At 72.0% G+C, this 25,798-nt stretch carries 20 protein-coding genes and 1 pseudogene; 8 read left to right on the top strand and 13 right to left on the bottom strand.

Annotation, left to right across the window (positions count from 1 at the left end):
* Positions 1-130: 130 nt before the first annotated feature.
* From metE to AAFN69_RS05400, 4 genes are all read left to right on the top strand, one after another.
* Entirely contained in the window at positions 131-2,449 is a 2,319-nt protein-coding gene (metE, locus tag AAFN69_RS05415) for a 5-methyltetrahydropteroyltriglutamate--homocysteine S-methyltransferase (protein WP_347727113.1), read from the top strand.
* Positions 2,450-2,620: 171 nt separating this feature from the next.
* A complete protein-coding gene (locus AAFN69_RS05410; protein WP_347727112.1) occupies positions 2,621-3,028 on the top strand; it encodes a helix-turn-helix transcriptional regulator in 408 nt (135 codons plus the stop codon).
* Between the two features lie 55 nt (positions 3,029-3,083).
* Positions 3,084-3,923 (top strand): molybdate ABC transporter substrate-binding protein, encoded by an 840-nt coding sequence (gene modA / locus AAFN69_RS05405; protein ID WP_347727111.1) that lies wholly within the window; start codon positions 3,084-3,086, stop codon positions 3,921-3,923.
* Between the two features lie 91 nt (positions 3,924-4,014).
* Positions 4,015-6,243, top strand: a complete 2,229-nt coding sequence (locus AAFN69_RS05400; RefSeq protein WP_347727110.1) for an ABC transporter permease — start codon at positions 4,015-4,017, stop codon at positions 6,241-6,243.
* A 95-nt stretch (positions 6,244-6,338) separates the two neighbouring features.
* Here the strand turns inward: AAFN69_RS05400 and AAFN69_RS05395 are convergent.
* The 3 genes and pseudogenes from AAFN69_RS05395 to AAFN69_RS05385 form a co-directional block, all read right to left on the bottom strand.
* Positions 6,339-7,128, bottom strand: a pseudogene (locus AAFN69_RS05395) (VOC family protein).
* 164 nt (positions 7,129-7,292) lie between these two features.
* Entirely contained in the window at positions 7,293-8,783 is a 1,491-nt protein-coding gene (locus AAFN69_RS05390; protein ID WP_347727109.1) for an acyl-CoA synthetase, read from the bottom strand.
* Between the two features lie 478 nt (positions 8,784-9,261).
* Positions 9,262-9,984 (bottom strand): hypothetical protein, encoded by a 723-nt coding sequence (locus AAFN69_RS05385; protein ID WP_347727108.1) that lies wholly within the window; start codon positions 9,982-9,984, stop codon positions 9,262-9,264.
* 71 nt (positions 9,985-10,055) lie between these two features.
* On the opposite strand from AAFN69_RS05385, the gene AAFN69_RS05380 reads away from it, so the two are divergent.
* The gene (locus AAFN69_RS05380; RefSeq protein WP_347727107.1) at positions 10,056-10,496 is read left to right on the top strand and encodes an Lrp/AsnC family transcriptional regulator; all 441 of its coding nucleotides are present in this window, start codon (positions 10,056-10,058) and stop codon (positions 10,494-10,496) included.
* A gap of 258 nt (positions 10,497-10,754) precedes the next feature.
* Here AAFN69_RS05380 and AAFN69_RS05375 read toward each other — a convergent pair whose 3' ends face one another.
* The 4 genes from AAFN69_RS05375 to AAFN69_RS05360 form a co-directional block, all read right to left on the bottom strand.
* Positions 10,755-12,443: a GAF domain-containing protein gene (locus AAFN69_RS05375; RefSeq protein ID WP_347727106.1), complete on the bottom strand. Its 1,689-nt coding sequence runs from the start codon at positions 12,441-12,443 to the stop codon at positions 10,755-10,757.
* 23 nt (positions 12,444-12,466) lie between these two features.
* On the bottom strand, positions 12,467-13,510 hold the full coding sequence (locus AAFN69_RS05370) for a rod shape-determining protein (protein ID WP_347727105.1): 1,044 nt from the start codon (positions 13,508-13,510) through the stop codon (positions 12,467-12,469).
* Positions 13,511-13,701: 191 nt separating this feature from the next.
* Positions 13,702-14,268 (bottom strand): hypothetical protein, encoded by a 567-nt coding sequence (locus AAFN69_RS05365; RefSeq protein WP_347727104.1) that lies wholly within the window; start codon positions 14,266-14,268, stop codon positions 13,702-13,704.
* Positions 14,269-14,379: 111 nt separating this feature from the next.
* A complete protein-coding gene (locus tag AAFN69_RS05360; RefSeq protein WP_347727103.1) occupies positions 14,380-14,823 on the bottom strand; it encodes a MarR family transcriptional regulator in 444 nt (147 codons plus the stop codon).
* A 91-nt stretch (positions 14,824-14,914) separates the two neighbouring features.
* Between AAFN69_RS05360 and AAFN69_RS05355 the strand changes: the two genes are divergently transcribed.
* Positions 14,915-15,934 (top strand): NADP-dependent oxidoreductase, encoded by a 1,020-nt coding sequence (locus AAFN69_RS05355; protein ID WP_347727102.1) that lies wholly within the window; start codon positions 14,915-14,917, stop codon positions 15,932-15,934.
* Positions 15,935-16,116: 182 nt separating this feature from the next.
* Here the strand turns inward: AAFN69_RS05355 and AAFN69_RS05350 are convergent, their stop codons facing one another.
* The gene (locus AAFN69_RS05350; protein ID WP_347727101.1) at positions 16,117-18,678 is read right to left on the bottom strand and encodes a M14 family zinc carboxypeptidase; all 2,562 of its coding nucleotides are present in this window, start codon (positions 18,676-18,678) and stop codon (positions 16,117-16,119) included.
* 160 nt (positions 18,679-18,838) lie between these two features.
* Between AAFN69_RS05350 and AAFN69_RS05345 the strand changes: the two genes are divergently transcribed.
* Positions 18,839-19,708 (top strand): EI24 domain-containing protein, encoded by an 870-nt coding sequence (locus tag AAFN69_RS05345; RefSeq protein WP_347727100.1) that lies wholly within the window; start codon positions 18,839-18,841, stop codon positions 19,706-19,708.
* Here the strand turns inward: AAFN69_RS05345 and AAFN69_RS05340 are convergent.
* The 3 genes from AAFN69_RS05340 to AAFN69_RS05330 form a co-directional block, all read right to left on the bottom strand.
* Positions 19,698-20,477: a carbon-nitrogen hydrolase family protein gene (locus tag AAFN69_RS05340; RefSeq protein WP_347727099.1), complete on the bottom strand. Its 780-nt coding sequence runs from the start codon at positions 20,475-20,477 to the stop codon at positions 19,698-19,700. The two genes, AAFN69_RS05345 and AAFN69_RS05340, sit on opposite strands and share 11 nt — an antisense overlap.
* Before the next feature lie 86 nt (positions 20,478-20,563).
* A complete protein-coding gene (locus AAFN69_RS05335) occupies positions 20,564-21,865 on the bottom strand; it encodes a pyroglutamyl peptidase (RefSeq protein ID WP_347727098.1) in 1,302 nt (433 codons plus the stop codon).
* A gap of 145 nt (positions 21,866-22,010) precedes the next feature.
* Positions 22,011-22,958, bottom strand: a complete 948-nt coding sequence (locus tag AAFN69_RS05330) for an SGNH/GDSL hydrolase family protein (RefSeq protein WP_347727097.1) — start codon at positions 22,956-22,958, stop codon at positions 22,011-22,013.
* 268 nt (positions 22,959-23,226) lie between these two features.
* Here AAFN69_RS05330 and AAFN69_RS05325 point away from each other — a divergent pair, with 268 nt between their 5' ends.
* Positions 23,227-23,721, top strand: a complete 495-nt coding sequence (locus AAFN69_RS05325) for a DUF3145 domain-containing protein (protein WP_347727096.1) — start codon at positions 23,227-23,229, stop codon at positions 23,719-23,721.
* 429 nt (positions 23,722-24,150) lie between these two features.
* On the opposite strand, the gene fabF is transcribed toward AAFN69_RS05325, so the two are convergent.
* Positions 24,151-25,413: a beta-ketoacyl-ACP synthase II gene (gene fabF / locus AAFN69_RS05320; protein WP_347727095.1), complete on the bottom strand. Its 1,263-nt coding sequence runs from the start codon at positions 25,411-25,413 to the stop codon at positions 24,151-24,153.
* Positions 25,414-25,503: 90 nt separating this feature from the next.
* Positions 25,504-25,761 (bottom strand): acyl carrier protein, encoded by a 258-nt coding sequence (locus tag AAFN69_RS05315; RefSeq protein WP_347727094.1) that lies wholly within the window; start codon positions 25,759-25,761, stop codon positions 25,504-25,506.
* Positions 25,762-25,798: the final 37 nt, after the last annotated feature.

The raw sequence follows: 25,798 nt of genomic DNA, 5'->3' as shown, positions 1-25,798 counted from the left end.
GGCGCAGAAGAGACGGATGCGTATGCCGTTCGGGCATGCGCCGTGAATCCGTCTCCGTTCGTCATCCCTTCGCGCCCTCGGCCCCGTCATCCGGGATCCGTCAGGAGAGAAACTCGCGAAGGAGAGTTCTGTGACATCGAAGCCCGCAGCCGCGGCAGAGGCCACTGTGTACGGATACCCGCGACAGGGCCGGGGCCGGGAGTTGAAGAAGGCGATCGAGGGCTTCTGGAAGGGCCGCGTCACCGCCGACGCCCTCCGGGAGACCGCGGCGGGCCTTCGCCGGACGAACTGGCGGCAGCTCGCCGACGCCGGCGTCCGCGAGGTGCCGACCGGCGACTTCTCGTACTACGACCATGTGCTCGACACCAGTGTCATGGTCGGCGCCATCCCCGCGCGGCACCGCGAAGCCGTCGCCGCCGACGCGCTCGGCGGCTACTTCGCCATGGCGCGCGGCACCCAGGACGTCGCGCCCCTGGAGATGACCAAGTGGTTCGACACCAACTACCACTACCTGGTGCCCGAACTCGGCCCGGACACCGTCTTCGCCGCCGACCCGGCCAAGCAGGTCGCGGAGCTCACCGAGGCCCTCGCCCTCGGCCACACCGGCCGCCCCGTCCTCGTCGGACCGGTGACCTATCTGCTGCTCGCCAAGCCCGCCCCGGGCGTGGCCGCCGACTTCGAGCCGCTGACCCTGCTGGACCGGCTGCTGCCGGTGTACGCGGAAGTCCTCGCCGATCTGCGGGCGGCCGGCGCCGAGTGGGTCCAGCTCGACGAGCCCGCCCTCGTACAGGACCGCACCCCGGCCGAGCTCAGTGCCGCCGCCCGCGCCTACCGCGACCTCGGGGGACTGACCGACCGCCCGAAGCTGCTGGTCGCCTCCTACTTCGACCGGCTCGGCGACGCCCTGCCCGTACTCGCCAAGGCCCCCGTCGACGGTCTCGCGATCGACTTCACCGAATCCGCCGCCGCCAACCTCGCCGACCTCGCCGCCGCCGGCGGGCTGCCCGGTAAGCGCCTGGTCGCCGGAGTGGTCAACGGCCGCAACATCTGGATCAACGACTACGAGAAGTCCCTGGCCACTCTCGGCACCCTGCTCGGCCTCGCCGGCCGGGTCGATGTGGCCGCCTCCTGCTCGCTGCTGCACGTACCGCTCGACGCCGCCGCCGAGCGCGACATCGATCCGCAGGTGGCCCGCTGGCTCGCCTTCGCGCAGCAGAAGACCGAGGAGATCGTCACCCTCGCGCGCGGCCTCGGCCAGGGCACCGGAGCCATCGCGGCCGAACTCGCCGCCAACCGTGCCGATCTCGCCTCCCGCGCCGGGTCCGCGCTCACCCGCGACCCGGCGGTCCGGGCCCGTACCGCCGCCGTCACCGACGCCGACGGCCGCCGCTCCCTGCCCTACACCGAACGCACCGCCGCCCAGCGGGCCCACCTCGGCCTGCCCCTGCTGCCGACCACCACCATCGGTTCCTTCCCGCAGACCACCGAGCTGCGGACGGCCCGCGCCGATCTGCGCGCCGGACGGATCGACACCGCCGGATACGACGAGCGCATCCGCGGGGAGATCCGTGAGGTGCTTGCCTTCCAGGAGAAGGCCGGCATCGACGTACTGGTGCACGGCGAACCCGAGCGCAACGACATGGTGCAGTACTTCGCGGAACAGCTCGTCGGCTATCTCGCCACCCAGCACGGCTGGGTGCAGTCGTACGGCACCCGCTATGTCCGGCCGCCGATCCTCGCGGGCGACATCTCCCGTCCGGAGCCGATGACGGTCGGCTGGACCACCTACGCCCAGTCCCTGACCGAGCGGCCCGTCAAGGGCATGCTCACCGGCCCGGTCACCATGCTGGCCTGGTCCTTCGTCCGCGACGACCAGCCGCTCGGCGACACCGCGCGACAGGTCGCCCTCGCACTGCGCGACGAGGTGCTCGATCTGGAGGCCGCCGGAACCTCCGTCATCCAGGTCGACGAACCGGCGCTCCGCGAGACACTCCCGCTGCGCGCCGCCGACCACGCCGGCTATCTGGACTGGGCCACCGAGTCCTTCCGGCTCACCACCGCGGGCGTCCGGCCGGAGACCCAGATCCACACCCATATGTGCTACGCCGAATTCGGCGACATCGTCCAGGCCATCGACGACCTCGACGCCGATGTCATCAGCCTGGAGGCGGCCCGCTCGCACATGCAGGTCGCCACCGAACTCGCCGCCCACGGCTACCCCCGCGAGGCCGGGCCCGGGGTCTACGACATCCACTCCCCGCGGGTGCCGAGCGCGGAGGAGGCCGCGGCCCTGCTCCGCAAGGGGCTGACCGCGATTCCGGCCGAACGCCTCTGGGTCAACCCCGACTGCGGACTGAAGACCCGCGGCTGGCCCGAGACCCGCGCCTCGCTGGAGAACCTGGTCGCCGCGGCGCGCACCGTCCGCGCCGAGCTGGCCGAGAGCTCCTGATCCGGGCGGCCCGGTGCCGAATCCATCCTGATTCCTTTGTTTTCCTGCGGAATCTTCTGGTTCGGTACCGGGCCGCATCTACCCGTCGCTGGATGCGATCGGATGCGCATCTGCGATGGTGAGAGAGGTTTTTCCTTGTAAATGCCGGGTTGCCCCGCCTACGGTGTTGTCATGCACTCTTACACCATCGGCCAGGCGGCCCGGCTGCTCGGCGTCAGCCCCGACACCGCACGCCGCTGGGCCGACGCGGGCCGGGTCGCCACCCACCGGGACGAGAGCGGACGGCGCCTGGTCGACGGGCGCGATCTGGCCGCCTTCTCCATCGAGCTCGCCCAGGGACAGGGCCAGGGACAGGGCGGCGACGAGGAGCCCTCGTACACCTCCGCGCGCAACGCCTTCCCGGGGATCGTCACCGCCGTCAAGCTCGGCGATGTGGCGGCCCAGGTCGAGATCCAGGCCGGACCGCACCGGCTGGTCTCCCTGCTGACCCGGGAAGCCGTGGAGGAACTGGGCCTTGAGGTCGGCATGCGGGCCACCGCCCGGGTGAAGTCGACCAGTGTGCACATCGACCGGCCCTGAATCGCCGCGACCGTCCGCCACCATCAGCACGATGCTCAGCGAGGAGTGCCGCCCCATGTCACCGTCTTCCGCCGTCCTCCGGCGCCACCGCCGTACCGCCGCCGCTTTCGCGCTGGCCGGTTCCCTGCTGCTGCCGCTCACCGCCTGCGGCGACGGCGGCGCGAAGGACACCGGCGCCGGGAGGGAGACCGGGGCCGCCGGGAAGGAATCCACCGGGAGGAATCCGCCCGCGGCCGATCTCACCGTGCTGGCCGCGTCCTCGCTCACCGATGTCTTCGAGACGGCGGGCGCCGCCTATGAGAAGAGCCACCCGGGCACCGATTTGACCTTCTCCTTCGCCGGATCCCAGGAACTGGCCGCCCAGGTCCGGCAGGGAGCCCCGGCGGATGTCCTGGTCACCGCCGACACCAAGACCATGGACGGGCTGCGGGCGGAGACCGGCACACCGGCCGTCATCGCCCGGAACCGGCTCGTCATCGTCACCACCGAGGGCAACCCGGAGCGGATCGACGCTCTCGGGGACCTCGCCGACAGCGGTCTGAAGGTGGTGCTGGCCGCCCCGGAGGTGCCTGTCGGCCGGTACAGCGCGCAGGTGCTCGACGCCGCCGGGGTCAAGGTCCGCCCGGTCTCCCAGGAACCCAATGTGCGCGCGGTGCTCAGCAAGGTCGAGCTGGGCGAGGCGGACGCCGGGATCGTCTACAAGACGGACGCGGACGGAGCGCGGGACAAGGTCGACGCGATCGAGATCCCGGACGCGCAGAACGCGATTGCCCGGTATCCGGCCGCGACCCTGAAGACCTCGGAGCACTCCGCCGCGGCGGCCGCCTTCGTGGCCTGGCTGGGCGGTCCCGAAGCGCAGAAGATCCTCCGGGAGGCGGGTTTCCAGCAGCCCTGACGGGCTTCTTCTCACTCAGCGGCCCTTCCCGCTCCCCGGGAGCGGTCGCCGGCCCGGCGGAACCACCGGGCACCGAAACACCAGGACCTCGATGAAACGCCCCCGTTCCAGGCCTCGTCCCAGTCCCCGTCCCAGCCCTCGTTCCGACTCCGGTCCGGGTTCCTCCGAGGGCTGCTCTTCCACGGGCTCTTCCGCCGGCTCCGGTTACTTCCGGCCCGGTTCTCGCTTCGGTTCTCGCGGTTTCCGCCGGCGAGGTACGGGTTCGGGGGGTACGGGGGCCGGCGGTACGGGGGCGCCGCTCGCCCTCGTCCTCCCGGCCCTGCTCGCGGTCGCGTTCCTGCTGCTGCCGCTGATCGGCATCCTCGTCCGTACCGAGTGGGCCGACCTCGGCACCCATCTGAGCAGCCCGGCCGTCACGCAGGCGCTCCGTCTGTCGCTGCTGGTCTCCTGCTGGGCGCTCGGGCTCTCCCTGCTCCTCGGGGTGCCGCTCGCCTGGCTGCTGGCGCGGATGCCCTTCCGGGGGAAGGTGCTCGTCCGCTCACTGGTGCTGCTGCCGATGGTGCTGCCGCCCACCGTCGGGGGCGTGGCCCTGCTCCTCGGGTTCGGCCGGCGGGGGGTGATCGGCCCCTGGCTGGAGAGCACCTTCGGGATCACTCTCCCCTTCCACACCTCGGGTGCCGTCGTCGCCGCGACCTTTGTCGCGATGCCCTTCCTGGTCATCAGCCTGGAGGGCGCGCTGCGCGGACTGCGGCCCGGGTACGAGGAGACCGCCGCCTCGCTCGGAGCCTCCCCGGTACGGGTGTTCCGCACCGTCACGCTGCCGATGGTCGCCCCCGGACTGATCGCGGGGGCCGCGCTCACCTGGGCCCGCGCGCTGGGGGAGTTCGGCGCGACCATCACCTTCGCTGGGAATCTGCCCGGTGCGACCCAGACCCTGCCGCTCCAGGTCTATCTGCTGCTCCAGGAGAACCCCGAGGCGGCCACCTCGGTCTCGCTGCTGCTGCTCGCCGTCGCCATGACCGTGCTCATCGCCCTCCGGGGACGCTGGACGGGCGGCACCGAGCCCGCCGCCACCGGTACGCGGATCCCGCCCGGCGACCCGCCCGACTCCGGCCCTGCTGACCCCGTCCCGGCCGACCCCGTCCCGGCGGGCCCCGGAGCTCCCGTCCCGGGCCGGGACGGCGGGGCCGCACAGGAGCGCGGTTCGGTGCGGGAGCGGAGTTCCGTACGGGAGCGGGGTTCCGTACGGAAGCGGGGGACCGTACGGGATCCGGAGTCCGCCGCGCCGGTCTCCCTGCGGGCGGAGGTCACCGGTGCCACCCGGCTCTCCCTCGACGCCGAACCGGGCACCACCATCGCGGTCGTCGGCCCCAATGGAGCCGGCAAGACCACGCTGCTGCGCGCCCTGCTCGGACTCACCCCCCGCGCCCATGCCGAACTCCGCCTCGGCGACACCGATGTGACCCCGCTCCCTCCCCATCTCAGGGGGGTCGCCTGGGTGCCCCAGGAGGGCGCGCTCTTCCCGCATCTCAGCGCTCTCGGCAACACGGCGTACGGGCTCCGCGCCCAAGGGGTGCCGCGCGCCGAGGCCCGCCGCAGCGCCCGGGAATGGCTGGACCGGCTCGGTGTCGGACCACTCGCCGGGCGCAGGCCCGCCGAGCTCTCCGGCGGCCAGGCCCAGCGGGTCGCCCTGGCCCGCGCGCTGGCCGCCCGGCCCCGGCTGCTCCTTCTCGACGAGCCGCTCGCAGCCCTCGACCAGACCACCCGCGCCCGGGTGCGGTCCACGCTCCGCACCCATCTCGAAGGCTTCGGCGGAGTCTGTCTGATCGTCACCCACGATCCGGTGGAGGCCGTGGCACTGGCGGACCGGGTTCTGGTCCTGGAGGAGGGCCGGGCCGTGCAGGACGCGCCGCCCGCCGAGGTCACCCGCCATCCCCGCTCGCCCTGGGTGGCCCGGATGCTCGGCCGCAACGCCTGGCCCGGGACGGCGACCGAGCACGGCCTCGGCCTGCCGGGCGGCGGCACACTCGTGGTCGCGGAACCCCTCCCCGCCGGTACCGACGCGCTGGCCGTCATCGCCCCGGAGGCCGTTTCGGTGCACCGCGAGCGGCCCGGCGGCAGCCCGCGCAATGTCTGGCCCGGCACGATCCGCGAGATCACCGCTTCGGGCAGCCGGCTGCGGCTGCTGATCACCTCCCCGGAGGCGCCCGATCTGGTCGCCGAGATCACCCCGCGGGCCGCCGTGGAGCTCGGCATCGGCGAGGGCAGCGCGGTGTGGTCGAGTGTGAAGGCCACCGAGGCCGTGATCGTCGCCCGCTGACGGTCCGTCCGGACCCGTCGGACCTGTCCCGTCCCGTCTCGTCTCATCCCGGTCCGTTCCGGCTCGGGAGGGTGGGGCCGCCGGCCGGCGGAGTGTCAGGAGAAGGCGGGCATCTCACCCACCCGCGTCTCCGTATCGATGACGGAGAACACCGCGCCCTGCGGGTCCTGAACGGTCGCGAACCGTCCGAACGGGCTGTCCATCGGCCCGTACACCTTCCGCCCGCCGAGCTTTCCGATGGCGGTGATCGAGTCGTCGACATCCGGCACGGCGAAGTGCACATTGATGTACGGCGGCACATCGGGCGGGAACTCACCGGTCATCCGCAGCCGCCCGGCCACGGGGTCGTCGCCGGCCTTCCACACCTGGAAGTCGACCTCGTCGACCTCCATCCGCTCGGCCCGGAGCGGGAAGACGGAGAGGAAGAAGGGGTCAGTCCGCTCCGGCTCCCGGGTGTACACATCCGCCCAGGTATACGCTCCCGGCACACCGGTCTTCCCGAAGCCCTCATGGCTGCCCGCCTGCCAGGCAACTGAAGAACAGCCCGGTCGGGTCCTGGGCGGTGACCATCGTGCCGAAGTCGCCCACGGGCATGGGGTCCATCGCCAGACTGCCGCCGCCGGCGCGGATTCTCGCGGCCGTCTCCCCGGCATCGGGTGTGGCGAAGTAGAGATTCCAGCTCGAGGGGCCCTCCATCCCCGGCATCCGCGGAGCCAGGCCCGCCACGGCCCCGCCGTCCACATACGCCTGTGTGTAGTTGCCGAACTCCGCCGAGCTCTCGCCGAATGTCCAGCCCAGCACCTCACCGTAGAAGCCCTTGGCGGCCTCCGGATCGGCGAACAGCGCGTCCGCCCAGCAGGGCGTGCCTTCCGGTCGCACGGCCATGGCCCACCGCCTCCCGTCGTGAAGGATTCCTCTTCTCACGCTAGGCGCCCCGCCGCCGCGACGCGCGCCGAACCGGCGGCCGGACGGTACCCGCTCACCCGGGGCGTGCCGGTACCGGTGGCGGTGCCGGCACCGGGTGGCCGAGTCCGGTGCCGGCGACGGGCTCAGCCGCCGCCCAGGGAACGCTTCATGATCTTGCCCATGTCATTGCGCGGCAGGGCGTCGAGGAAGCGGACCTCACGGGGGCGCTTGTGCGGGGCCAGCTGCGCGGCCACATGGTCCGCCAGCTCGTCCTCTCCCGGTGGTGTCCGGGTGTCCGAGGCGACGATCCACGCCACCACCCGCTCGCCGAGGTCCGGATCCGGCTCACCCGTCACCGCCGCCTCGCGGACACCGGGGTGATCGAGAAGCGCGTTCTCGATCTCACCGGCTCCTATCTTGTAGCCGCCGCTCTTGATCAGGTCGGTGGCCTTGCGGCCGACGATCCGCACCGAACCGTCCTCGTCCCGCACCGCCATGTCGCCGGTGCGGAACCAGTCCCCGTCGAAGGCCGCCTCGGTGGCGTCCGGCCGGTTGAGATATCCGGTGAAGAGATGCTCCCCGCGCACCTGGATCTCGCCGATGGTCTCCCCGTCGAACGCGGTGATCTCGGCCCCGTCCTCCTCCACCAGCCGCAGCTCCACACCCCGGAGAGGGGTGCCGACCGACCCGGGCCGGGGTGTGCCGTCCACCCGCACACTGGTGTTCATCAGGGTCTCGGTCATGCCGTACCGCTCGATCACCCGGCGGCCGGTGGCCTCCGCGATCCGCTCGTGGTCGTGGAGGGGCAGGGCGGCGGATCCCGACACCAGGAGCCGCGCGCCCGCCAGGGCCTTGGCGAGCTCCGGATCCCCGGGCAGCGACTCCGCGATCCGGTGGTACATCGTGGGCACCCCGAAGAGCATGGTGCCGCCGTCCGACAGCTCCCGGGCGACCCCCTCGACGGAGAACCGGCCCAGATGGCGCACCTCACCACCCCTGTGCAGAGGGCCGAGGACACCGAGGATCAGGCCGTGCACATGGAACAGCGGCAGTCCGTGCACCAGCACATCGGCGTCGGTCCACGCCCAGGCGTCCGCCAGCGCGTCCAGGGAGGCCGCGATGGCCCGCCGGGGCAGAACGGCTCCCTTGGGCGGACCCGTTGTGCCCGAGGTGTAGACGATCAGCGCCGGATCGAGAGGCCCCGGCGCCGGCGGCCCCGCCGCTGCCCCGGGCGGTGCCGGCACGGGCCGCCCGCCGCCCGGCGGGGACGAAGGCCCGGCGGCGGCCACCGGGATGTCGATCCGCTCCAGCCGTCCCAGCGCCTCGGGCAGTGTGTCCCCGGCCCCGGCGAGAACCGCGACGGGCACGCTGTCCGCGACGATATGAGCCAGCTCCCGCTCACCGGTCCGCGGATTCAGCGGCACCACGGGCACTCCGGCCAGCAGCGCTGCCACCACACCGACGGCGGTCTCCAGCGACGGGGTGGCCCAGAGCGCGACCCGGGACGCCCCGCCCAGCCGCGCGGCGAGCGAACCGGCGGCGGCCGTCAGCTCCCCATGGGTCAGACCGCGCTCGCCGAACCGCAGGGCGGGCCGGTCCGAGGCCGGGTCCAGTGCGGGGAAGAGCTCACTCACTCGTTGTTCTCCCATCGATGGATGACGTGACATGACGTGATGTGACATGTGACGGACGGACGGCCGAGTGCAACGGCCACCCGGCACGGCCCGCCCTCGCGGACCGGGCCGGATCAGACCGCGTCGGACCGGATCAGACCGGGGCCGGGGCCGAACGGTCGGCCCACTCCGCTCTGCCCGACCGGGTGTACGCGGCTCGGCACCGTCCGGCGGTTCCCCGGCCTGTCCCGGCGGCGGCCCCGGGACGGGACCGGATCCGCATCCGATGCCGTCGTATCTCCTGCTGTCCTCACTTCTGCGCACTCCCGAGCGTAGCCACCGCGACCCCCGTCCACACCGGGATGGCGACCTCTCGCCATCCCGGAACGGAAGCGCTCGGCCGGGTCGTTCCCCCCGCACAGCGAATTCAGCGAGACCGCCGGGAGGCGTGATGCTCTTCTTCTCCCCCTTGTACCCGCCGGGCCGGGATTCCGCCGGATCACAGCGCGGGAAGCGGCAGTGCCACCTTCACCGCGTGGACGGCGACCAGCCCGAACCCGATCCGGAAGGTCCAGGACCGGGCCCGTGCCGAGATGCGCGCGCCCGCGAAGCCGCCGGCCGCGACCAGCAGCTGATGCCAGATCAGCGAAGCCGCGAAGACGGCTGCGACGAACACCGTCCCGGCCGCCCCGCCGGAGAGGTTCTCGCCCCTGGCGGTGGTCAGCGCCGCGAAGTAGAGAGCGGTGGTCGGGTTGATGAGGGTGAGCCCGGCGAATCGCGCGAAGACCCTGGCGGGAGCGGCTGCCGACACCGGCGCCGAGGGGGAGACGGCCGGAGCCGGGCCGGCCACGGTGCGTCCGCCCGGGCACCCGTCCCGGCCCGATGCCCCGTCCGGCCCGCCGCTCTCCCCGGGAGTGATCGGCAGGGCGTGGCGGCCGGCCGCGGACAGTCCGCGGACCGCGATCACCGCCAGGACCAGTGCGGACAGCAGCCGCACCCATGCCTCCATCCCCGACAGCGCGGCGGCCACCAGTGGCCCGAGCGCCGTCGCCACGGCCGCATAGGCCATGTCCACCCCCGCCACGGCGACCGCGGCGGCCACCGCCCCGCGGCGGTCGCGCATCGCCTGCTGCACCAGCAGCACCCCGATCGCCCCCAGTGGCATCGCCACACCCAGACCCGCCGCCGTCCCGGCGGTCACCGTCGTCCACAGCTCGCTCATGGAGCGAAACTGTCGGACCTCGGCCCGTGGGCACGCGGCCGAATTACGGCCCACACCGAGATAATCGCGGTATGGACGCCATTGACAGTGAAATCCTCGGAGCTCTCCGGGAGGATGCGCGAATCTCGTACCGGGATCTCGGGGTCCGGGTGGGCCTCAGCGCCAATGCGGCGGCCGACCGGGTCCGCCGGATGGTCCGGGACGGGGTCATTCAGGGCTTCACCACCCTGATCGACCCGACGGCGGGCGGCCGGCCCGGGCTCGTGGTCTTCATCGATGTCACCCTCCGGCTCGACACGACCAATGAGGAGTTCGAGCGGGTGGTGCTGCGGCTGCCCGGCATCACGGAGGTCGTCCATGTGACCGGGGAGCACGACTATCTGGTGCGGGCGCGAGCGGCGGATCCGGCGGCGCTGGACGCGCTGTTGCGCGCACTCAAACGCGATGCGGGGGTGGCCCAGTCCAGCACCCGGATCGCCCTCCGGGCGGCGGGCGGCGGCCCGGCCCGATGAGCCGGCCCCATGGGCCGGATGAAAGGAGCGGCGGCCATGGGGACGAATGACACGGAGACGACAGCCACGGGAGCGACGGACACAAGCACAGCGGGGACGCGGAGACGGGGATGGGGATGGCGATGGACAGCGGGGACGCGGAGACGGGGATGGCGATGGATGAGCGGATGGAGGGCGGAGCCGCGGAGACTCAGCGCACCCGGGGAGCGGGAAGCCGCCCGCGCCGACCGGGTACACCGCCGGTGGCGCGGCCCCCGGTCAGCGCGGGGAGTGCCAGGTGACGGTGGTGCCCGGCGCCCCGCCCTCCTCGCGGCGGCCGTCGTCCCGGACGGTCAGCCGGACCCCGGCCCGGCCGTCCGGGAGCGCGGCTGTCGCGTCCACCTCCACTTCCACCGAGGTGACGCCCGGTCTCCGGTGGGCCGCCGCCAGCGCGGTGCGCAGGGCCGCGAGCAGCTGCTGATCGGCCGGGGCCGTCATCACCGCGTCGACGGCGCCCCGGAAACGCACCGAAGGACGGAAGCCCAGCAGCGCGGAGGCGCCCGCCGTCTCCCGCAGGACCCGGCCGCGGAAGCTGGTCGGCGCCTCGGCGGGCGGCTGCTGAAGCGCGAAGATCGCCGTCCGCACCTCCTGGATGGTGGAGTCCAGCTCGTCCACCGCCCGGCCCAGCAGCTCGTCCGACTCGGTCTCCCCGGCGGCGGCGCGCCGGCGGGTCGACTCCAGCATCATCTCGGTGGCGAACAGCCGCTGGACGACCAGATCGTGCAGATCGCGGGCGATCCGGTCGCGGTCCTCGTACACGGCGAGCTGTTCACGGTTGTGCTGGGCGTCCGCCAGCACCAGCGCCAGCGCCGCGTGGGAGGCGAACCGCGAGGCGAGCAGCCGCTCGACGGCCGTGTACGGGCGGCCGAACCGCTGCCGGGGCAGTGCGAGGGTGCCGATCAGCCGCCCGCCGCTCTGCAGCGGCAGCATCATGGAGGGCCCGAAGCGGCTGCGCACATGGGTGGTCATCCTCGGATCGGTCGCCGAGTCGTCGATGAACACCGGCTCCCCGCCGAGGAGCTGGACGAGCACCGGCGAGCCGGGGGCGATATGGGTTCCCACGATGTCGCCCGGGTCGTCGGCGGCGGAGGCGGCGACGATCTCCATACCGCCGTCGCCGGTCGGCTGGAGCACCACCCCGGCGGACGCGTCGGCGAGGATACGGGCCTGCTCGGCCACGGTCATCAGCGCGTCGTCGGCGCTCTCCCCGGTCAGCAGGGCGGTGGTGACGGCCGCCGCGCCCTCGATCCAGCGCTCCCGCTGCCGGGCCGTCTCGTACAGCCGGGCGTTGCCGATCGCGATACCGGCCTGGGAGGCGAGGACCCGCAGCATCGCGAAATCCTCCTCGGTGAAGGAGCCGGAGCGCTTCCCGGCGAGGTGGAGATTGCCGTACGCCTTGGTCTCCACCCGGATCGGCACACCGAGCAGCGATCTCGCGGCCCGTGCGGCGGCCGATTCGCCGCCCGCTGTGTCCGCCGCTCCGGCCGGCGGCGGGCCGGGCCGGGAGCCGCCCTCGGACGCCGGCCTGCCGGAGCCCCGGGCGAGCTCCGCGACGAGGGCGAGAGCGGCCGGCCCGCCGCCCGGTTCACCGGAGTCCGCTCCACGGGAGTCCGGGCCGCCGGGCCCGGCCACCTCGGGTGGTGTGCCCGGTGGCCGGGGGGCGCCGGCGGCCGGGCGTGCGATCAGTCTTCGTTCCCCCTCGGTCAGCCCCGAGGTGAAGAGCTCGGCCGGTCCGCCGTGCTCCGTGTCGACGACTTCGAGAACACCGTGGCGGGCTCCGGCCAGCTCGGTGGCGGTGTCCACGATGTGCTGGAGCGTGGCGGGGAGGTCCAGATCGACACCGACGCTGAGCACGGCCTCCAGGAGCAGCGGCAGCCGGGGCTCCGGTGCCCCGTCCGGTTCGCCCACCCGACTCGCCTCCGCTCCCGCTCTCAGCCGACCTCGGCCAGCGGGTTGAGCACCAGCGGCTGGATCTTGCCCTCCAGCATCGCACCGAGACCGAGAACCGCACAGACATCCGGTCGCTCGGCGATCTGGACCGGCATCCCGGTCGCGTCCCGGAGCATCTGGTCGAAACCGGGCAGCAGCGCACTTCCGCCGACCATCATGATTCCCCGGTCGGCGAGGTCGGCGACCAGATCGGGCGGGCAGTCCCGCAGCACCTTGCCGATGCCGTCGAGCACGGAGGTGAGCGGGGTGTGGATGGCGTTGCGCACGGCGGCGGTGTTCACCTGCACGGAGCGGGCCAGCCCGGTGGCCACGTCCCGGCCGTGGATCTCGGTGGATTCCGGGCCCTGGGAGGTGAGCCCATTGCCGTGCAGGGCGAGTTGCAGCGGGCGGACCGACTGGCTGGGCAGCATCAGTTCGTGCTGGGTGCGCAGATGCTGGATCACCGCGTTGTCGATGGCGTTCCCGCCGACCGGCACCCGTTCGGCCGTCACGATCGAGCCGAGCGACAGCACCGCGATCTGCGTGGTCGCCGCACCGCACACCATGATCATGGTGGCGGTGGGCTGCTCCACGGGAAGTCCGCAGCCGACGGCGGCGGCGATGAGGGTGTCGACCAGCTCCACCCGGCGCGCCCCGAGCCCGACCAGGGTCTCCACGGCGGCCCGCTGGGCGAGCGGATCGCTGAGGTGAGGGGTGCAGGCGGCGGCCCGCAGCCGCGGCTTGCGGCGCAGCTGGCGGCGGAGTTTCTCACCGAGGAGGTGCCGGAGCATCCGCTGGGCCATCTCGATGTCCACCACGGTGCCGCCCGAGACGGGCCGGGCCACCCGGATGTAGTCGGGGGTGCGGCCGGTCATCTTCTCCGCGAGCGCGCCCACCGCGATCAGCGCGCCGGTACGGGTGTTCACGGCGGCGACGCTCGGTTCGTCCACGACGAGCCCGGCACCCTTGACGAAGACCCTGGTGCGCGCGGCACCCAGATCGACGGCGACATGGCAGCGGCGCAGTTGCTCAAGACTGACGGTCACGGCGGATCCTCCCGAGTGCGTTGCCCTGGGGAAATCGTCCGGTCGGGCCGGGGGCGGCGCGCGCTGGGTGAGCCGGTCGGGGGTACGGTCCCGCCTTCCGCCGGCCCGGGCGCACCCACCGGAGTGAGCACCCGCCGGGCGCCGCCCCGCGCCCGTTCCCGCTCCCGCCGCGCCTGGCGGCGGCGGACCGGTCAGAGCAGGCGCTGGAGGAGTCCCCAGGTGAATTCGGCGACCCGGCGTTCCCCGCCCGGCAGCGTCAGCGAGAGCTGCCATCGGGTCGGGGCGGAGCCCTGCAAGGGGGTGGCCGGGGGAAATGCCCGGGCCGCCTCGTCCACCGTGCAGGACCACGGACGGAGATCGGCGGCGGTGCGGAGCTCCGGGCCGGGTGCCCCGGGGGCCCGGACGAGCCATTCGTTCCAGACCGCCCCGCCCCCGGCCGCCAGCACCTCGAAGCGCAGGCCGGGCCAGAGCGGTACCGGCCAGAGCAGTGCCTCGCACTCCAGATCGCCGATCCGGCGGCGCTCGGAGTGCTCCGGGGCGCCGAGCACCGAGCGGTACCGGGCGACCGTGCCCCGTGCCCTCGGCGAGCGGACCATCGCCTGCCAGCGGCGATTGGCCTCCCGCATTCCGGCCGCCGGGACACCCAGGGTCCGCCGGGCGTCCTCCACCAGCCCGGGCTGGAAGTCCGCCATCCGGCGCAGCAGTACCAACTGGAAATCAAGGGGCCCGAAGGGCGCGGGAGCGGTCATGCCCGACATCCTGCCCGGCACCCGGCACCCGGCACCCGGCACCCGGCATCCGCCACCGGCACCCGGAGTGCGGACGCGCGGGCAGGGGAGGCACGGGGTACGGCGGCGCCCCGCAGGCGGTCAGGCGGGGCCCGCCGGGTCCTCCCCCAGCACGCGCCGGAGGAGATCCCGCAGGGTGGTCCGCTCGTCGTCGGACAGATGCGCCAGCGGCTCCCGGGCGAATTCCAGGGAGTCCCGCAGCCGCTGTGCCGTGCTCGCGCCTTCCTCGGTGGGCGCGGCCAGTTTCACCCGGCGGTCCTGCGGGTCCGGCAGCCGTTCCACCAGGCCGCGGGATTCCAGCCGGTCCACAATGCCCGTGACGTTCGACGGCTCGCACTTCAGCTTCTGGGCGATCCGCCGCATCGGCAGCGGCTCCAGCGCGAGCAGCGCCAGTACCTTGGCCTGGGCGCCCGTGAGCGCGTGACTGGCGGCGGCGCGCTCGTACTCCGCGTGATAGCGGGTCACGACGGTGCCGATGAGATCGACGACTTCGAGCGTCAGCGGGTCAATGCGCGGTGCGGCCATGACCGACACCGTACTCCGTTACTTGACAACATGAAACATTTAGCACCATGGTTGTTTCATATAGTGAAACGTATCTGGGAGGTAAAGAAGCATGACGGCAGTCCCCGCGACAGCTCGTGAATGGCACCTCGTCGCACGTCCGAACGGCTGGCCCACGGCAGAGGACGTCGCCCTGCGCGAGGTCCCGGTGCCGGAGCCGGCGCCGGGCAGCGTCCTCGTCCGCAATCTGCACTTCTCCGTCGACCCCTATATGCGCGGCCGCATGAACGACGCGAAGTCGTATGTGCCGCCGTTCGGGCTCGACAAGCCCATGGAGGGCGGCGCGGTCGGCGAGGTCGTCGCCTCCGCCGCCGAGGGCCTCGCCGTCGGCGACCATGTGCTGCACAACCTCGGCTGGCGCGAGTACGCCGAGGTCCCGGCCGCACAGGCGGTCAAGGTCGACGGCACCCTCGCCCCGCTCTCCGCCTATCTCGGCGTCCTGGGCATGACCGGCCTCACCGCCTACGCCGGACTCTTCCGGACCGCCTCCTTCAAGGAGGGCGACGCCGTCTTCGTCTCCGGCGCGGCCGGTGCCGTCGGCAGCCAGGTCGGCCAGCTGGCCAGGATCAAGGGCGCGTCCCGGGTCATCGGCTCGGCGGGCTCCGACGACAAGGTCAGGCTCCTGGTCGAGGAGTACGGCTTCGACGCGGCCTTCAACTACAAGGACGGGCCCGTCGCCGAGCAGCTCCAGAAGGCCGCGCCCGAGGGGATCGACGTCTACTTCGACAATGTCGGCGGCGACCACCTCGAAGCGGCCATCGCCGCGCTCAACGTCCACGGCCGGGTCACCCTCTGCGGGATGATCGCCCAGTACAACGACACCACGCCCCCGCCCGGCCCCCGCAATCTCGGCTTCGCCATCGGCAAGCGCCTGCGCCTCCAGGGTGTGCTCGTCTCCGACCACCTGGACCTCCAGCCCCAGTTCGTGTCGGACGTGGCCGGCTGGCTAGCCTCCGGCGAGCTCAAGTACAAGGAGACCGTGGCCGAGGGCATCGAGAACGGCTTCGACGCGTTCCTCGGGCTCCTGCGCGGCGACAACACCGGCAAGATGGTCGTCTCCCTGGGGCGATGAACCCCCGGACCCGGCACAACCCGCCGCGACCCGCCACGCGGGCACCACACACCGCGCACAGCACCGCGCCTCACGCACAGCGCGGCACCGCACGCACGGCACGGCCGAGGGCCGCATCCCCGTATCGCACGGGAATGCGGCCCTCGTCTCATGCGGCCCGGCGGATCACCGGGCCCATCGGCTCAGCTGTCCAGCAGAGCCCGTCCGATCTGCGCGAAGACACCCTTCGGGTGGTCGCGGAAGAGCGGCTCGGTGCCGAACAGCGCCACCGGCGCGCCCGACGCGGTCGAACCGCTGACGATCGACGGCCGGCTGGCTGCGTCCTTCGGACCGCCCTTGCCCGCGTCGTTCGCCCGCCAGTGACCGGAGACCAGCGGGTTGCCGCTGCCGTACAGCTGGTCGACCCGCACACCCGAACCCAGTCCGGTGAACCAGACCGGCGAGTAGATGAAGGTGTGACCCGGGGCGCCACCGGTGATCGCGCCGCCGGTGTTGGACACCCGCACCACGCCATTGGCGTCGCCGTTGCCCTCGACACCGGTCGCCTCGATCAGGCCGGCCGCGCTGTTGAACGCCGCGCCGTCCGCACCGAGACCGACCAGGCCGACCCCGCTCGCCTTGAAGGCGTCCTGCGCCGCCGGGTTGAGACCCGCCCAGCTGAGACCGCCCGACACGAACAGGATGTCCGCCTGCGACCAGTCGAAGCCCGCGTTCAGCACCGCGGTCGAGACCGGCACCACGTCGAAGCCCATCTCACGGAGCGCGTACTGCTCGCCCGACGTCACCGCCGCCGCGACCCGGGTCCGCTTCAGCGGAGCCACACCGCGCTCGGTGGTCGCCGTGAAGGCCACGTCGAACCAGTCGGCGACCACGGTCGCCTGCTTGCGCGCCGAAGCGGGCACGATCGCCGCGCCGTCGTTCGTGCGCTGCACCGCGACACCCTGCTCCAGCAGGGCGTTCACGGCCGCGAGCTCCTTCGGGTCGTCCAGCCGGACCTTCAGGTCACCCTTGGCGGCGACCGACCCCGCCCAGGACGCGGCCTTCACCGCGGTGCCCGTGACGGACACGGTGCCCGAGGTCACCTTGTCGACATCGGCACCCCAGAGCAGACCCAGGCTCCAGCCGGAGATGTCGTACATCGCCGACACATCGGCGCTGATGTCCCGGCCCTCGGCCAGAATGACATTGGCGATGCCGCGCTTCGCCTGGCGCATGTTCACCAGGTACGAACCGGCGGCGTAGTCCTCGCCGCCCAGCCGGAACGCCTTGGTGACCCGCTCGACCCGCACATCGTTGGCGACCAGGTGGTCCACCAGACGGGCCGCGGCCACCGCGCTGCGCTGGTTCCGGCCGACCGGAATCACATAGGCGCGCGGGAAGGTGGTGGTGTAGACGTCCTCCGGGCCGATCCCGGGGACACCCGGCACCGTCTTCGGCGAGATCGGCCGCTGGGCCTCACCCGCCGCGCCGCGCCGGAAGGTCTCGATCTGGTCGGCGATCACCAGACGGCGCTTGGAGTGCGTGTAGTCGAGCGTCGCGCGCATCGTCGCACCGGCGATGGCCGTGTTGATCGACGCCCGGCGCCGCAGCTCCTCCACCGGCAGCGAGTCGTACGACGAGTTGTTCACCCGCATCGGGAACTCGATGGTGTGCGAGGCCACCGCGCCCTGGAACGGCATGTACTGCGGGGTGAAGATCGGCGGCCAGTCGTCCCAGCCCTCCGCCGAGTCGCGGAAGGGAATCGTCGCGGCACGCACGCCGTCCTTCGCCTCGGTGTAGCCGAGGCCGTTGACGGCCTTCTCCATGCCGAGCGCGTTGGCGTAGGAGTTCTTCAGGAAGAGGTCGTACTCGTAGTTCTCGCCGTGCGGCGGGGTGGTCGGCTCGATCAGGGTGCCGTTGACATAGCCGTGCAGGTCCAGCATCACGGCGGGCTGCTTGTCGATGGCGATCTGCCGGATGGCGCGCGTCTCGGGCTGTGACGCGGTGATGAAGTCACGGTTCAGATCGAAGCCATTGGCATTGGCACGCGTACCGTTGACCCGGCCGTCCGGGTTGGCGGTGACATTGAGGTAGATGCGGTTCTTGCCCAGCATGGTCGCCGTCTTGGCGTCCGTGGACTTCGCCAGCTCCTCGATGAGCTTCAGGGCCGCGTCCGTGCCCTCCCACTCATTGCCGTGGATGTTGTTGTTGATGAAGATCGGGGTCTTGTAAGCCGACTTGATGGCGGCGTCCTTGGCCGCGGTGGCCGGGGAGTTCTCGATCTGCTGGCGCATCTTCTCCTGAAGACGGACCTGCGAGACGCTCTCCGGCGCGGTCACGGTGACCAGGTACATCTCGCGCCCGCTGGCGGAGCGTCCGGCGATCTCCACACTGACCCGGTCGCTCACCTTCTGGAGAGCGTTGAGCCGGGGTGCGAGGGAGTGGTACGGGACGAGGCCCAGCTTGATCGACTTGTCGGCGGTGTTGACCGGCGGCACCTTCAGCGCGGTACGCCGGGGAAAGGCGCTGGACTTGATCAGCGAGGGAGTGGAGCGCTGCCCCAGGAGTCCGGCCGGCACCCCCGACAGCCGCGACTTGGCGAGAGCGGAGTCGCTGGAACCCCGTTCGCGTACCGGGTCGGGCCCGGCCGACCCGGGCGACGGCTTGCCGGTGAGAGTGGGTACCGCGGTCGCCTGAACCGGCGCGAGCAGCACGGCCGCGGTCAGTGTGGCGGTGGCGACCAGGGCGGGTCTGGATATGCCCATGCGTGTAAGCCTCCGGGAGAGAGGGGATCGAGCGCCGTGACGTGTATGACACAACGATCTGTACGGAGGGGTCTACAGGTTCGACTTGCTGACAATCAAGAGTTTTGTCCCATCAAACAGTTAGACCGGTTCCGGCCACGTGCCCCGATAGGCTGACGCCATGCGTGATTTCGGGGCGGGTTTCAGCTATGTGATGAAGGGCCAGCGCTGGGTGGGAACCCATGGCCGCTGGTTCGGTTTCGGACTGCTTCCGGGGCTGTTGACCTTGGCGTTGTACGTGGGCGCGATCATCGGTCTCGGCTATGGCGCGAACGATGTGGTGGCCTGGGCCACGCCCTTCGCGGACGACTGGTCGTCGCCGTGGGAGGGGATCCTCCGCGGATTTCTGACCGGACTGCTCTTCGCTCTCGGTCTCTTCCTCGCGGTGATCACCTTCACCGCGGTGACCCTGCTGATCGGCCAGCCGTTCTACGAGTCGCTCTCCGAGCAGGTCGACCGGACCGAGGGCGGCAATGTGCCCGAATCCGGACTTCCGCTCTGGCGCGATCTATGGATCTCGGCGCGCGACTCGCTGCGGATTCTGCTCCGGGTCCTGATCTACGGGATCATCCTCTTCGCCCTCGGCTTCATCCCGGTCTTCGGCCAGACCGTCGTTCCCGTTCTCGGGTTCGCCGTCACCGGCTACTTTCTCGCCGAGGAGCTGACCGCGGTCGCCCTCCAGCGGCGCGGAGTCGAACTCAAGGACCGGCTCGCGCTGCTGAAGAGCCGCCGGATGATGACCCTCGGATTCGGGGTGCCGCTCGGACTCGCCTTCCTGGTGCCTTTCGTGGCGGTCTTCCTGATGCCGGGAGCGGTGGCCGGAGCGACCCTCATGGTCCGCGAACTGCGCCCCGAGCCGGACCAGGGGCACGACCGCGCGCAGGAGCCCGAACAGGCGCGGAACTCCCCGCCCGTGCCGGGCCATCCGGATTCCGCTTATCCGCAGCCGGGGGTGCCGGGCGGCTCCCCGTACGACCCGTTCAAGAAGTGAGCGACAGCTCGGCCACGGCGAGGCCCGGATCCTTCCGGCCCGCCGTGGCGAGCATCGCGCCATCGGCGCCCCAGATGGCGCTCTCCCCGGGGCAGTCGCCGGCATCGCTCGGCCCCAGATGGTTGGCGAGTGCCACAACGAGCCCGTTCTCCCTGGCCCGTACGGGATAGACGGTTTCGAAGGAGTCATTGCCCTCCTCCAGTACGGAGCTCGCCAGATAGACCTGGCAGCCATCGGCGCGGGCCCGCCCGGCGATCTCCGGGAAGCGGTTGTCATAGCAGACGGCCAGTGCGAACCGGATGCCGTCGAGGGTGAAACGGCCATCGGCCGTGCCCGCTTCGAAGAGCTCCTTCTCCACTCCGTGGAGATTCCGTTTGTCATAGCGGGAGAGGAGTTCGCCCGCCGGGCCGAAGACCAGTGACGTGATTCCCGGCCGCCCGCCCGCCGCCGTACCGCTCCCCTTCCCGGAGTGCCCGGAGTGCCCGGAACCCCCGGCGGACCCGGGCCGCACGACCGCGTTCACCACCGCGGCGACGCCCGTCCCGCGGCAGGCGGCACGCACCGGTTCGAGCCGGCTGTCGTCCTCGTCCAGCCACAGCGCGGGCCGCGCGGCGACCGGCCCCATCGCGTACCCCGTCACCGCCAGCTCGGCGAAGACCACCAGCCGGGCGCCCTGCCCGGCGGCGTCATGGATCAGCGTCCGCATGGTGCCGATATTGGCCTCTACATCGCCCATGACGGAGTTGAACTGCGCGGTCGCTATTCTCATGTATCCATCATCCAGTGCGCCGGCCGACGGGAACACCCGCCGGCCGGCGCCGGTCGCGAACCCCGGGACCCCGCCCGGCGGAGACCCTAGACCCCGGCCGACACCCGGATGATCTCCCGCACCTGCGCGATGATGTCCAGCCGGTTCCGGACGAAGACCGGATCGGTGATCTCCGCGGTGTTCCCCGGGCCGAACTCCAGCACCGGAGTGTGCACATGGCCGCCCGGAATCGTCAGGCCCAGCCGGTCCCGCAGCAGGGTCGCCCGGTAGGCGATCTCGTTGGAGAGGTAATTGCCCCCGCCGCCCTGGCGGGCCGTCGAGCCCGGAGTGGGACCGCCCGGCGCCACCACCGGTGTGGTGCCGCCCGCCGGTATCTCGGTCACCGAGGTGTTGTCGTAGACCGGGAAGCGGCCGGTGGGCGCCGCCACGATGGCCGCGGCCGGCAGAGTGGAGGAGGTCCACTGCGGCTGCGTGGCCGGATCGCTCACCGGAACCGTCTCCGTGCGCGAGATGTTGTCATTGTCCGGGAATCCGCCCCGCCAGGCGCCATTCGTCCGCTCGATGTCGATCCGGCCCGGCCGGCCCTGGCTGACCGTGGTGAAGAGATCCGCCTTCGGCAGCCGCTTCCGCAGCGTCCGCTCCACCGACCCGTCCGCGAAGTCCTGCCAGCGCACCGGGAACACCGCCGCCTCGATCCTGGCCGGACCGTCCGCCGTACGGATCCAGGTGCCGTCCAGCGCCAGCGCGGTCGCCCCGGACGGATTGCTGATCCGGATGTCCCGGTCCAGGGTGAAGGGGTCGAAACCGGTCATCAGGATCCGCTTGACCTCGCCGCGGCCGAGGGAGTCCGCACCGCCCCGCTCGGACCGCCGGTCCCTCCCCGTGAAGTCCAGCGAGTCCTGGCCGCGCGAGCTCCGCTCCAGCCGGTCCAGCAGCCGCGCCCGCTGAGCGTCGGTCAGCCCGAAACCGGGCTGCCACTGGCGCACCTCACGGGTCATGGCCAGCCGGGCCCAGTACAGCGGCCGGTCGTCGTCCCGGGTCAGATCGCCCACCAGCGGGCCCCGGCCCTGGGCCCGGTCCACCGCCCGCTCCCAGAGCGCCGAGCCGTGCCGGGCGACCGCCTTCTCGGCCTGCCGGTACGAGCCGGCCCCGGCCAGCGCCCCGGCGAACCGCGGGGCGGCGGTGTCGAATCCGCTGCGGCGCAGAATCTCCCGGGGTACGGCGCGGTCGAGCCGGGCCTCCTCCACCGTCACCGCCGCTGCCGTCGCGCCCGCGCCCGGGGCGGCGGGAGCGGGCACGGGGACGGCGGCGGACGGTACGGCGGCGGTGAGCGCGAGCGGGGCGAGCAGTACGCCGACCACAGCCGCGCGGGCACGTATCGGGGACACGGGGATCCTTCCGTAGGGGGCTGGCCGCAGTATCACCGCATGATCACGCCTTGACCAGACTGTTCTTTCCGGCCGGAATCTGCCCTGATCCCGCCCAACCCCCGCCGGGCCCCCGCCCTCTTCCCCCACCGGAGCCGCGGGCTCCCTACGCGGGCGGCTTCGCCGCCGTGATGTTCCGGTACGCGATGTCGGCCAGCACGCTCTGCCCGTCCTTGCTGGGGTGGAACCAGTCCCAGCGGCTGAGCAGTTCCTCGTTGAACCGGTAGTCGAAGACCGCCCCGCCGTCGTACCGGCAGCGCCGGTCCTTCCCGCAGACGTCCTTGAGCACGGTGTTGTACGCGACCACCCGGTCCTGCACCCGGGCCCGCCGCTCGTGCGCCCGGCTGCTCAGATCCTCCGCGTCGCCGAGCATGGTCGAGCAGATGCCCAGCTTCCAGACCGCCCGGCCGAGCGGGTCGTCCCGGCCGGTGGACCAGAGCCGCTTGAGGTCGGGCACGCTGGAGACGTACACCTGCGACTTCGGCGCCGTCCGCCGCAGCTCCCGCAGCGCCTTGGTGAAGGAGGCCCGGAAGTCCGCCACCGGGGTCATCAGCTCGGTGCGGTCCGCACAGGCGTCGTTCGCGCCGACGAGGACCGTGACCAGGTCGGGCTTCTTCGCCGCCGCTTTGGCCATCTGCGCGCTCAGATCGGCGACCTCGGCCCCGGTGCGCGCGTAGTTCCAGGAGCGCTGGGCGACGGCCGCCGGCTCCCCGCCGAGCAGCCGCTGGGCCAGACTGCGCACCGTGGCGTCGGTGCCGGTGGCCCAGGACGCCTCGGGGCAGTCGGAGAGCACCACACAGGCGTCGAAGGCGCGGGTGATGGAGTCACCGACGGCGGCGATGGAGTCGGGGCTGCGGTCCCACAGCGGGGTGGGCACCGGCCGCTTCCCGGAGGCGCCCCTGTTCCCCGAATCGGATGACACGTCACATGCCGTCAGTGCCCCGGCTGTCAGCAGCAGGGCGGTGGTCAGGGCCGCGCCGGCCGGCCGCGCCCCGCCGGCCCGCCGCGGCCGTCCGGCTCGAATGGTCCCTCTGCCCAGGCGCTTCGCGTGCATCCCGGATTACCCCTCCGTGTAGCTGCCCCCGAGGTCCTGCCGAGTGAAAGCTTGGTGCGTACGGCCCCGGCTCCGAGGTTACGTCACCCTCCGGGCACCGGCGCACGGTAGCTTTTCCCCGTCGACCCAGAGGCATCGTGCCCGTTGGCTCCGGCGGTTCCGGTAAATTACATCACGTCACATACTGTCCCTTTTGTGGAGATTAACCCCTGATGCTGTTTACTGAGGCCGCTGGGAAGGCGATCCTCGTCCCACACTGGAGGTCCCGGTGACGACACGTGGCGTTCTCTATGTTCACTCCGCACCACGCGCGCTCTGCCCGCATGTCGAATGGGCGGTCGCGGGGGTGCTGGGGGTAAGGGTCCAGCTCGACTGGATCCGCCAGCCCGCGTCGCCGGGCACCTGGCGGGCCGAATTCTCCTGGCAGGGCCAGGCGGGCACGGCCTCCAGACTCGCCTCGGCGCTGCGCGGCTGGCATCTGCTGCGCTTCGAGGTGACCGCCGAACCCTGTGCCAATGCCGAGGGCGAGCGCTACAGCGCCACGCCCGACCTGGGCATCTTCCACGCGGTCACCGGTGTGCACGGCGACATCCTGATCCCGGAGGACCGGCTGCGCGCCGCGCTCCTCCGGTCCTCACAGGGCGAGACGGAGCTGGAGGCCGAGGTCGAGAAACTGCTCGGCAAGCCGTGGGACGACGAGCTGGAGCCCTTCCGGTACGCGGGCGAGGGCGCCCCGGTCCGCTGGCTCCACCAAGTGGTCTGACGGGCGGTCCGAGCCCGGCGGACGGGCCCGGATCCCGGCCCCGCGGCGCCGTACGGCCCCCGGCGCACCGGCACCACCGGCGACAGAGCGTGAGCCGCCGGGCGCGTACCGGGGAGCCCCGCTCATCCGGCCCGCCGGCGGTGTCCGCCGAACGGCCCACCCCGCGTGTCGCGCCCACCGCTCCCGCGGCTCTCCCCTGCGGCTCCGGTTCCGCTCCGGGCGCCCCTTTCGGGTGTACGGCTCCCCGTACTCCGCCGGCGCCGTATCCCACCCCCCCCGGGACACGAACGCCCCCAAACAGAAGACCCGTACCCCCGAGCAGGGGTACGGGTCTCATCCACCGTATGGACGGGAACCGCCGGACGGCCTCACGCGAGCCGTCGGGCACATCCGCGCGCGGAGCGCGTGACACGCGTAACGGAGCGCTCATCACACCGAACGGAACGCCAGCACCACATTGTGGCCGCCGAAGCCGAACGAGTTGTTGATGGCGGCGATGGTGCCCTGCGGCAGCGGCCTCGGCTCGCCGCGCACGATGTCCGCGTCGATCTCCTCGTCCAGCTCGTCCACATTGATCGTCGGCGGGGCCAGCCGGTGGTACAGCGCCAGCACCGTGGCCACCGTCTCGATACCGCCCGCGCCGCCCAGCAGATGGCCCGTCATCGACTTGGTCGCCGACACCGCGACATGGTCCAGGTCGTCCCCGAGCACCGCGCGCAGCGCCTTCACCTCGGCCACATCGCCCAGCGGGGTCGAGGTGGCGTGGGCGTTGAGGTGGACGATCTGCTCGGGCTTGAGATCCGAGGAGTCCAGCAGATTGCGCATGGCCGCGGCGATGCCCCGGCCGGTCGGCTCCGGCTGCGCGATGTGGTGGCTGTCCGCGGACAGACCCTGTCCCAGCACCTCGCAGTAGACCCGCGCGCCGCGCCGGGCCGCGTGATCCGCCGACTCCAGCACGACCACACCCGCACCCTCACCGAGGACAAAGCCGTCACGGGCCTTGTCGTACGGCCGCGAAGCCGTCTCGGGGTGCTCATTGTTCTTCGACATCGCCATCATGTTGGCGAAGGCCACCACCGGCAGCGGGTGGATGGCCGCCTCGGTGCCGCCGGCGACGACCACATCGGCACGGCCGGTGCGGATCATCTCCACCGCGTAACCGATCGCCTCGGCGCCCGAGGCACAGGCGGAGACCACGGAGTGCACACCCGCCTGGGCGTTCACCTCCAGGCCCACATTGGCCGACGGGCTGTTCGGCATGAGCATGGGGACCGTGTGCGGGGAGACCCGCCGGACACCCTTCTCCTTCAGTACGTCGTACTGGTCCAGCAGCGTTGTCACACCGCCGATGCCCGAGGCGACCACGGTGCCGAGCCGGGAGGGCTCGACCGCACCGTCCTCGCTCGCGGGCTCGGTGTAGCCGGCGTCCGCCCATGCCTCGCGCGCCGCGATCAGCGCGAACTGCGCCGAGCGGTCGAGCTTGCGGGCGAGCGGGCGCGGCAGAACCTCACTGGGGTCCACGGCGGCCACCGCGGCGATCTTCACCGGAAGATCGGCGAAGCGCTCGTCGTCGAGGACCTTCGCTCCGGAGCGTCCGGCGAGCAGACCCTCCCAGAACGACGCGCTGTCGCCACCCAACGGTGTGGTTGCGCCGATACCGGTGACGACCACAGTCTGATTGGTCGAGTTCACAGGAATTCATTCTCCACGTGTAGGGGGTGCTGAGAGTTCACGACGCCACCGCGGGGTGGCGACAAGCGCGGCCCGAACCGAGGCTGAGACTCAGCTCTTCGCGACCTGGTTCTTGGCGATGTACTCCGCGGCGTCGCCGACAGTCTTCAGGTTCTTGACGTCGTCGTCCGGGATCTTGACCTCGAAACGCTCCTCGGCGGCGACGACGACCTCGACCATGGACAGCGAGTCGACGTCCAGGTCGTCGGTGAAGGACTTGTCCAGCTGGACGTCCTCGACCGGGATACCGGCGATCTCGTTGACGATCTCCGCGAGACCTTCGACGATCTCTTCCTGCGTGGCGGCCATATTGGCGCTCCTTCGATGTTGTAGCAGAGGGTGTGGC

This window comes from Streptomyces sp. CAU 1734, from assembly GCF_039888735.1.
Lineage (GTDB): Bacteria > Actinomycetota > Actinomycetes > Streptomycetales > Streptomycetaceae > Streptomyces.
The sequence above is the reverse complement of the archived record's forward strand: the minus strand, read 5'-3'. Positions and strand labels throughout refer to the sequence as shown.

Excerpts from the sequence above, each read along its gene's own strand:
- AAFN69_RS05410 (WP_347727112.1), top strand. The coding sequence starts at position 2,621 with ATGCACTCTTACACCATCGGCCAGGCGGCCCGGCTGCTCGGCGTCAGC.
- modA (WP_347727111.1), top strand. The coding sequence starts at position 3,084 with ATGTCACCGTCTTCCGCCGTCCTCCGGCGCCACCGCCGTACCGCCGCC.
- AAFN69_RS05400 (WP_347727110.1), top strand. The coding sequence starts at position 4,015 with ATGAAACGCCCCCGTTCCAGGCCTCGTCCCAGTCCCCGTCCCAGCCCT.
- AAFN69_RS05385 (WP_347727108.1), bottom strand. The coding sequence starts at position 9,984 with ATGAGCGAGCTGTGGACGACGGTGACCGCCGGGACGGCGGCGGGTCTG.
- AAFN69_RS05380 (WP_347727107.1), top strand. The coding sequence starts at position 10,056 with ATGGACGCCATTGACAGTGAAATCCTCGGAGCTCTCCGGGAGGATGCG.
- AAFN69_RS05365 (WP_347727104.1), bottom strand. The coding sequence starts at position 14,268 with ATGTCGGGCATGACCGCTCCCGCGCCCTTCGGGCCCCTTGATTTCCAG.
- AAFN69_RS05360 (WP_347727103.1), bottom strand. The coding sequence starts at position 14,823 with ATGGCCGCACCGCGCATTGACCCGCTGACGCTCGAAGTCGTCGATCTC.
- AAFN69_RS05355 (WP_347727102.1), top strand. The coding sequence starts at position 14,915 with ATGACGGCAGTCCCCGCGACAGCTCGTGAATGGCACCTCGTCGCACGT.
- AAFN69_RS05350 (WP_347727101.1), bottom strand. The coding sequence starts at position 18,678 with ATGGGCATATCCAGACCCGCCCTGGTCGCCACCGCCACACTGACCGCG.
- AAFN69_RS05345 (WP_347727100.1), top strand. The coding sequence starts at position 18,839 with ATGCGTGATTTCGGGGCGGGTTTCAGCTATGTGATGAAGGGCCAGCGC.
- AAFN69_RS05340 (WP_347727099.1), bottom strand. The coding sequence starts at position 20,477 with ATGAGAATAGCGACCGCGCAGTTCAACTCCGTCATGGGCGATGTAGAG.
- AAFN69_RS05330 (WP_347727097.1), bottom strand. The coding sequence starts at position 22,958 with ATGCACGCGAAGCGCCTGGGCAGAGGGACCATTCGAGCCGGACGGCCG.
- AAFN69_RS05315 (WP_347727094.1), bottom strand. The coding sequence starts at position 25,761 with ATGGCCGCCACGCAGGAAGAGATCGTCGAAGGTCTCGCGGAGATCGTC.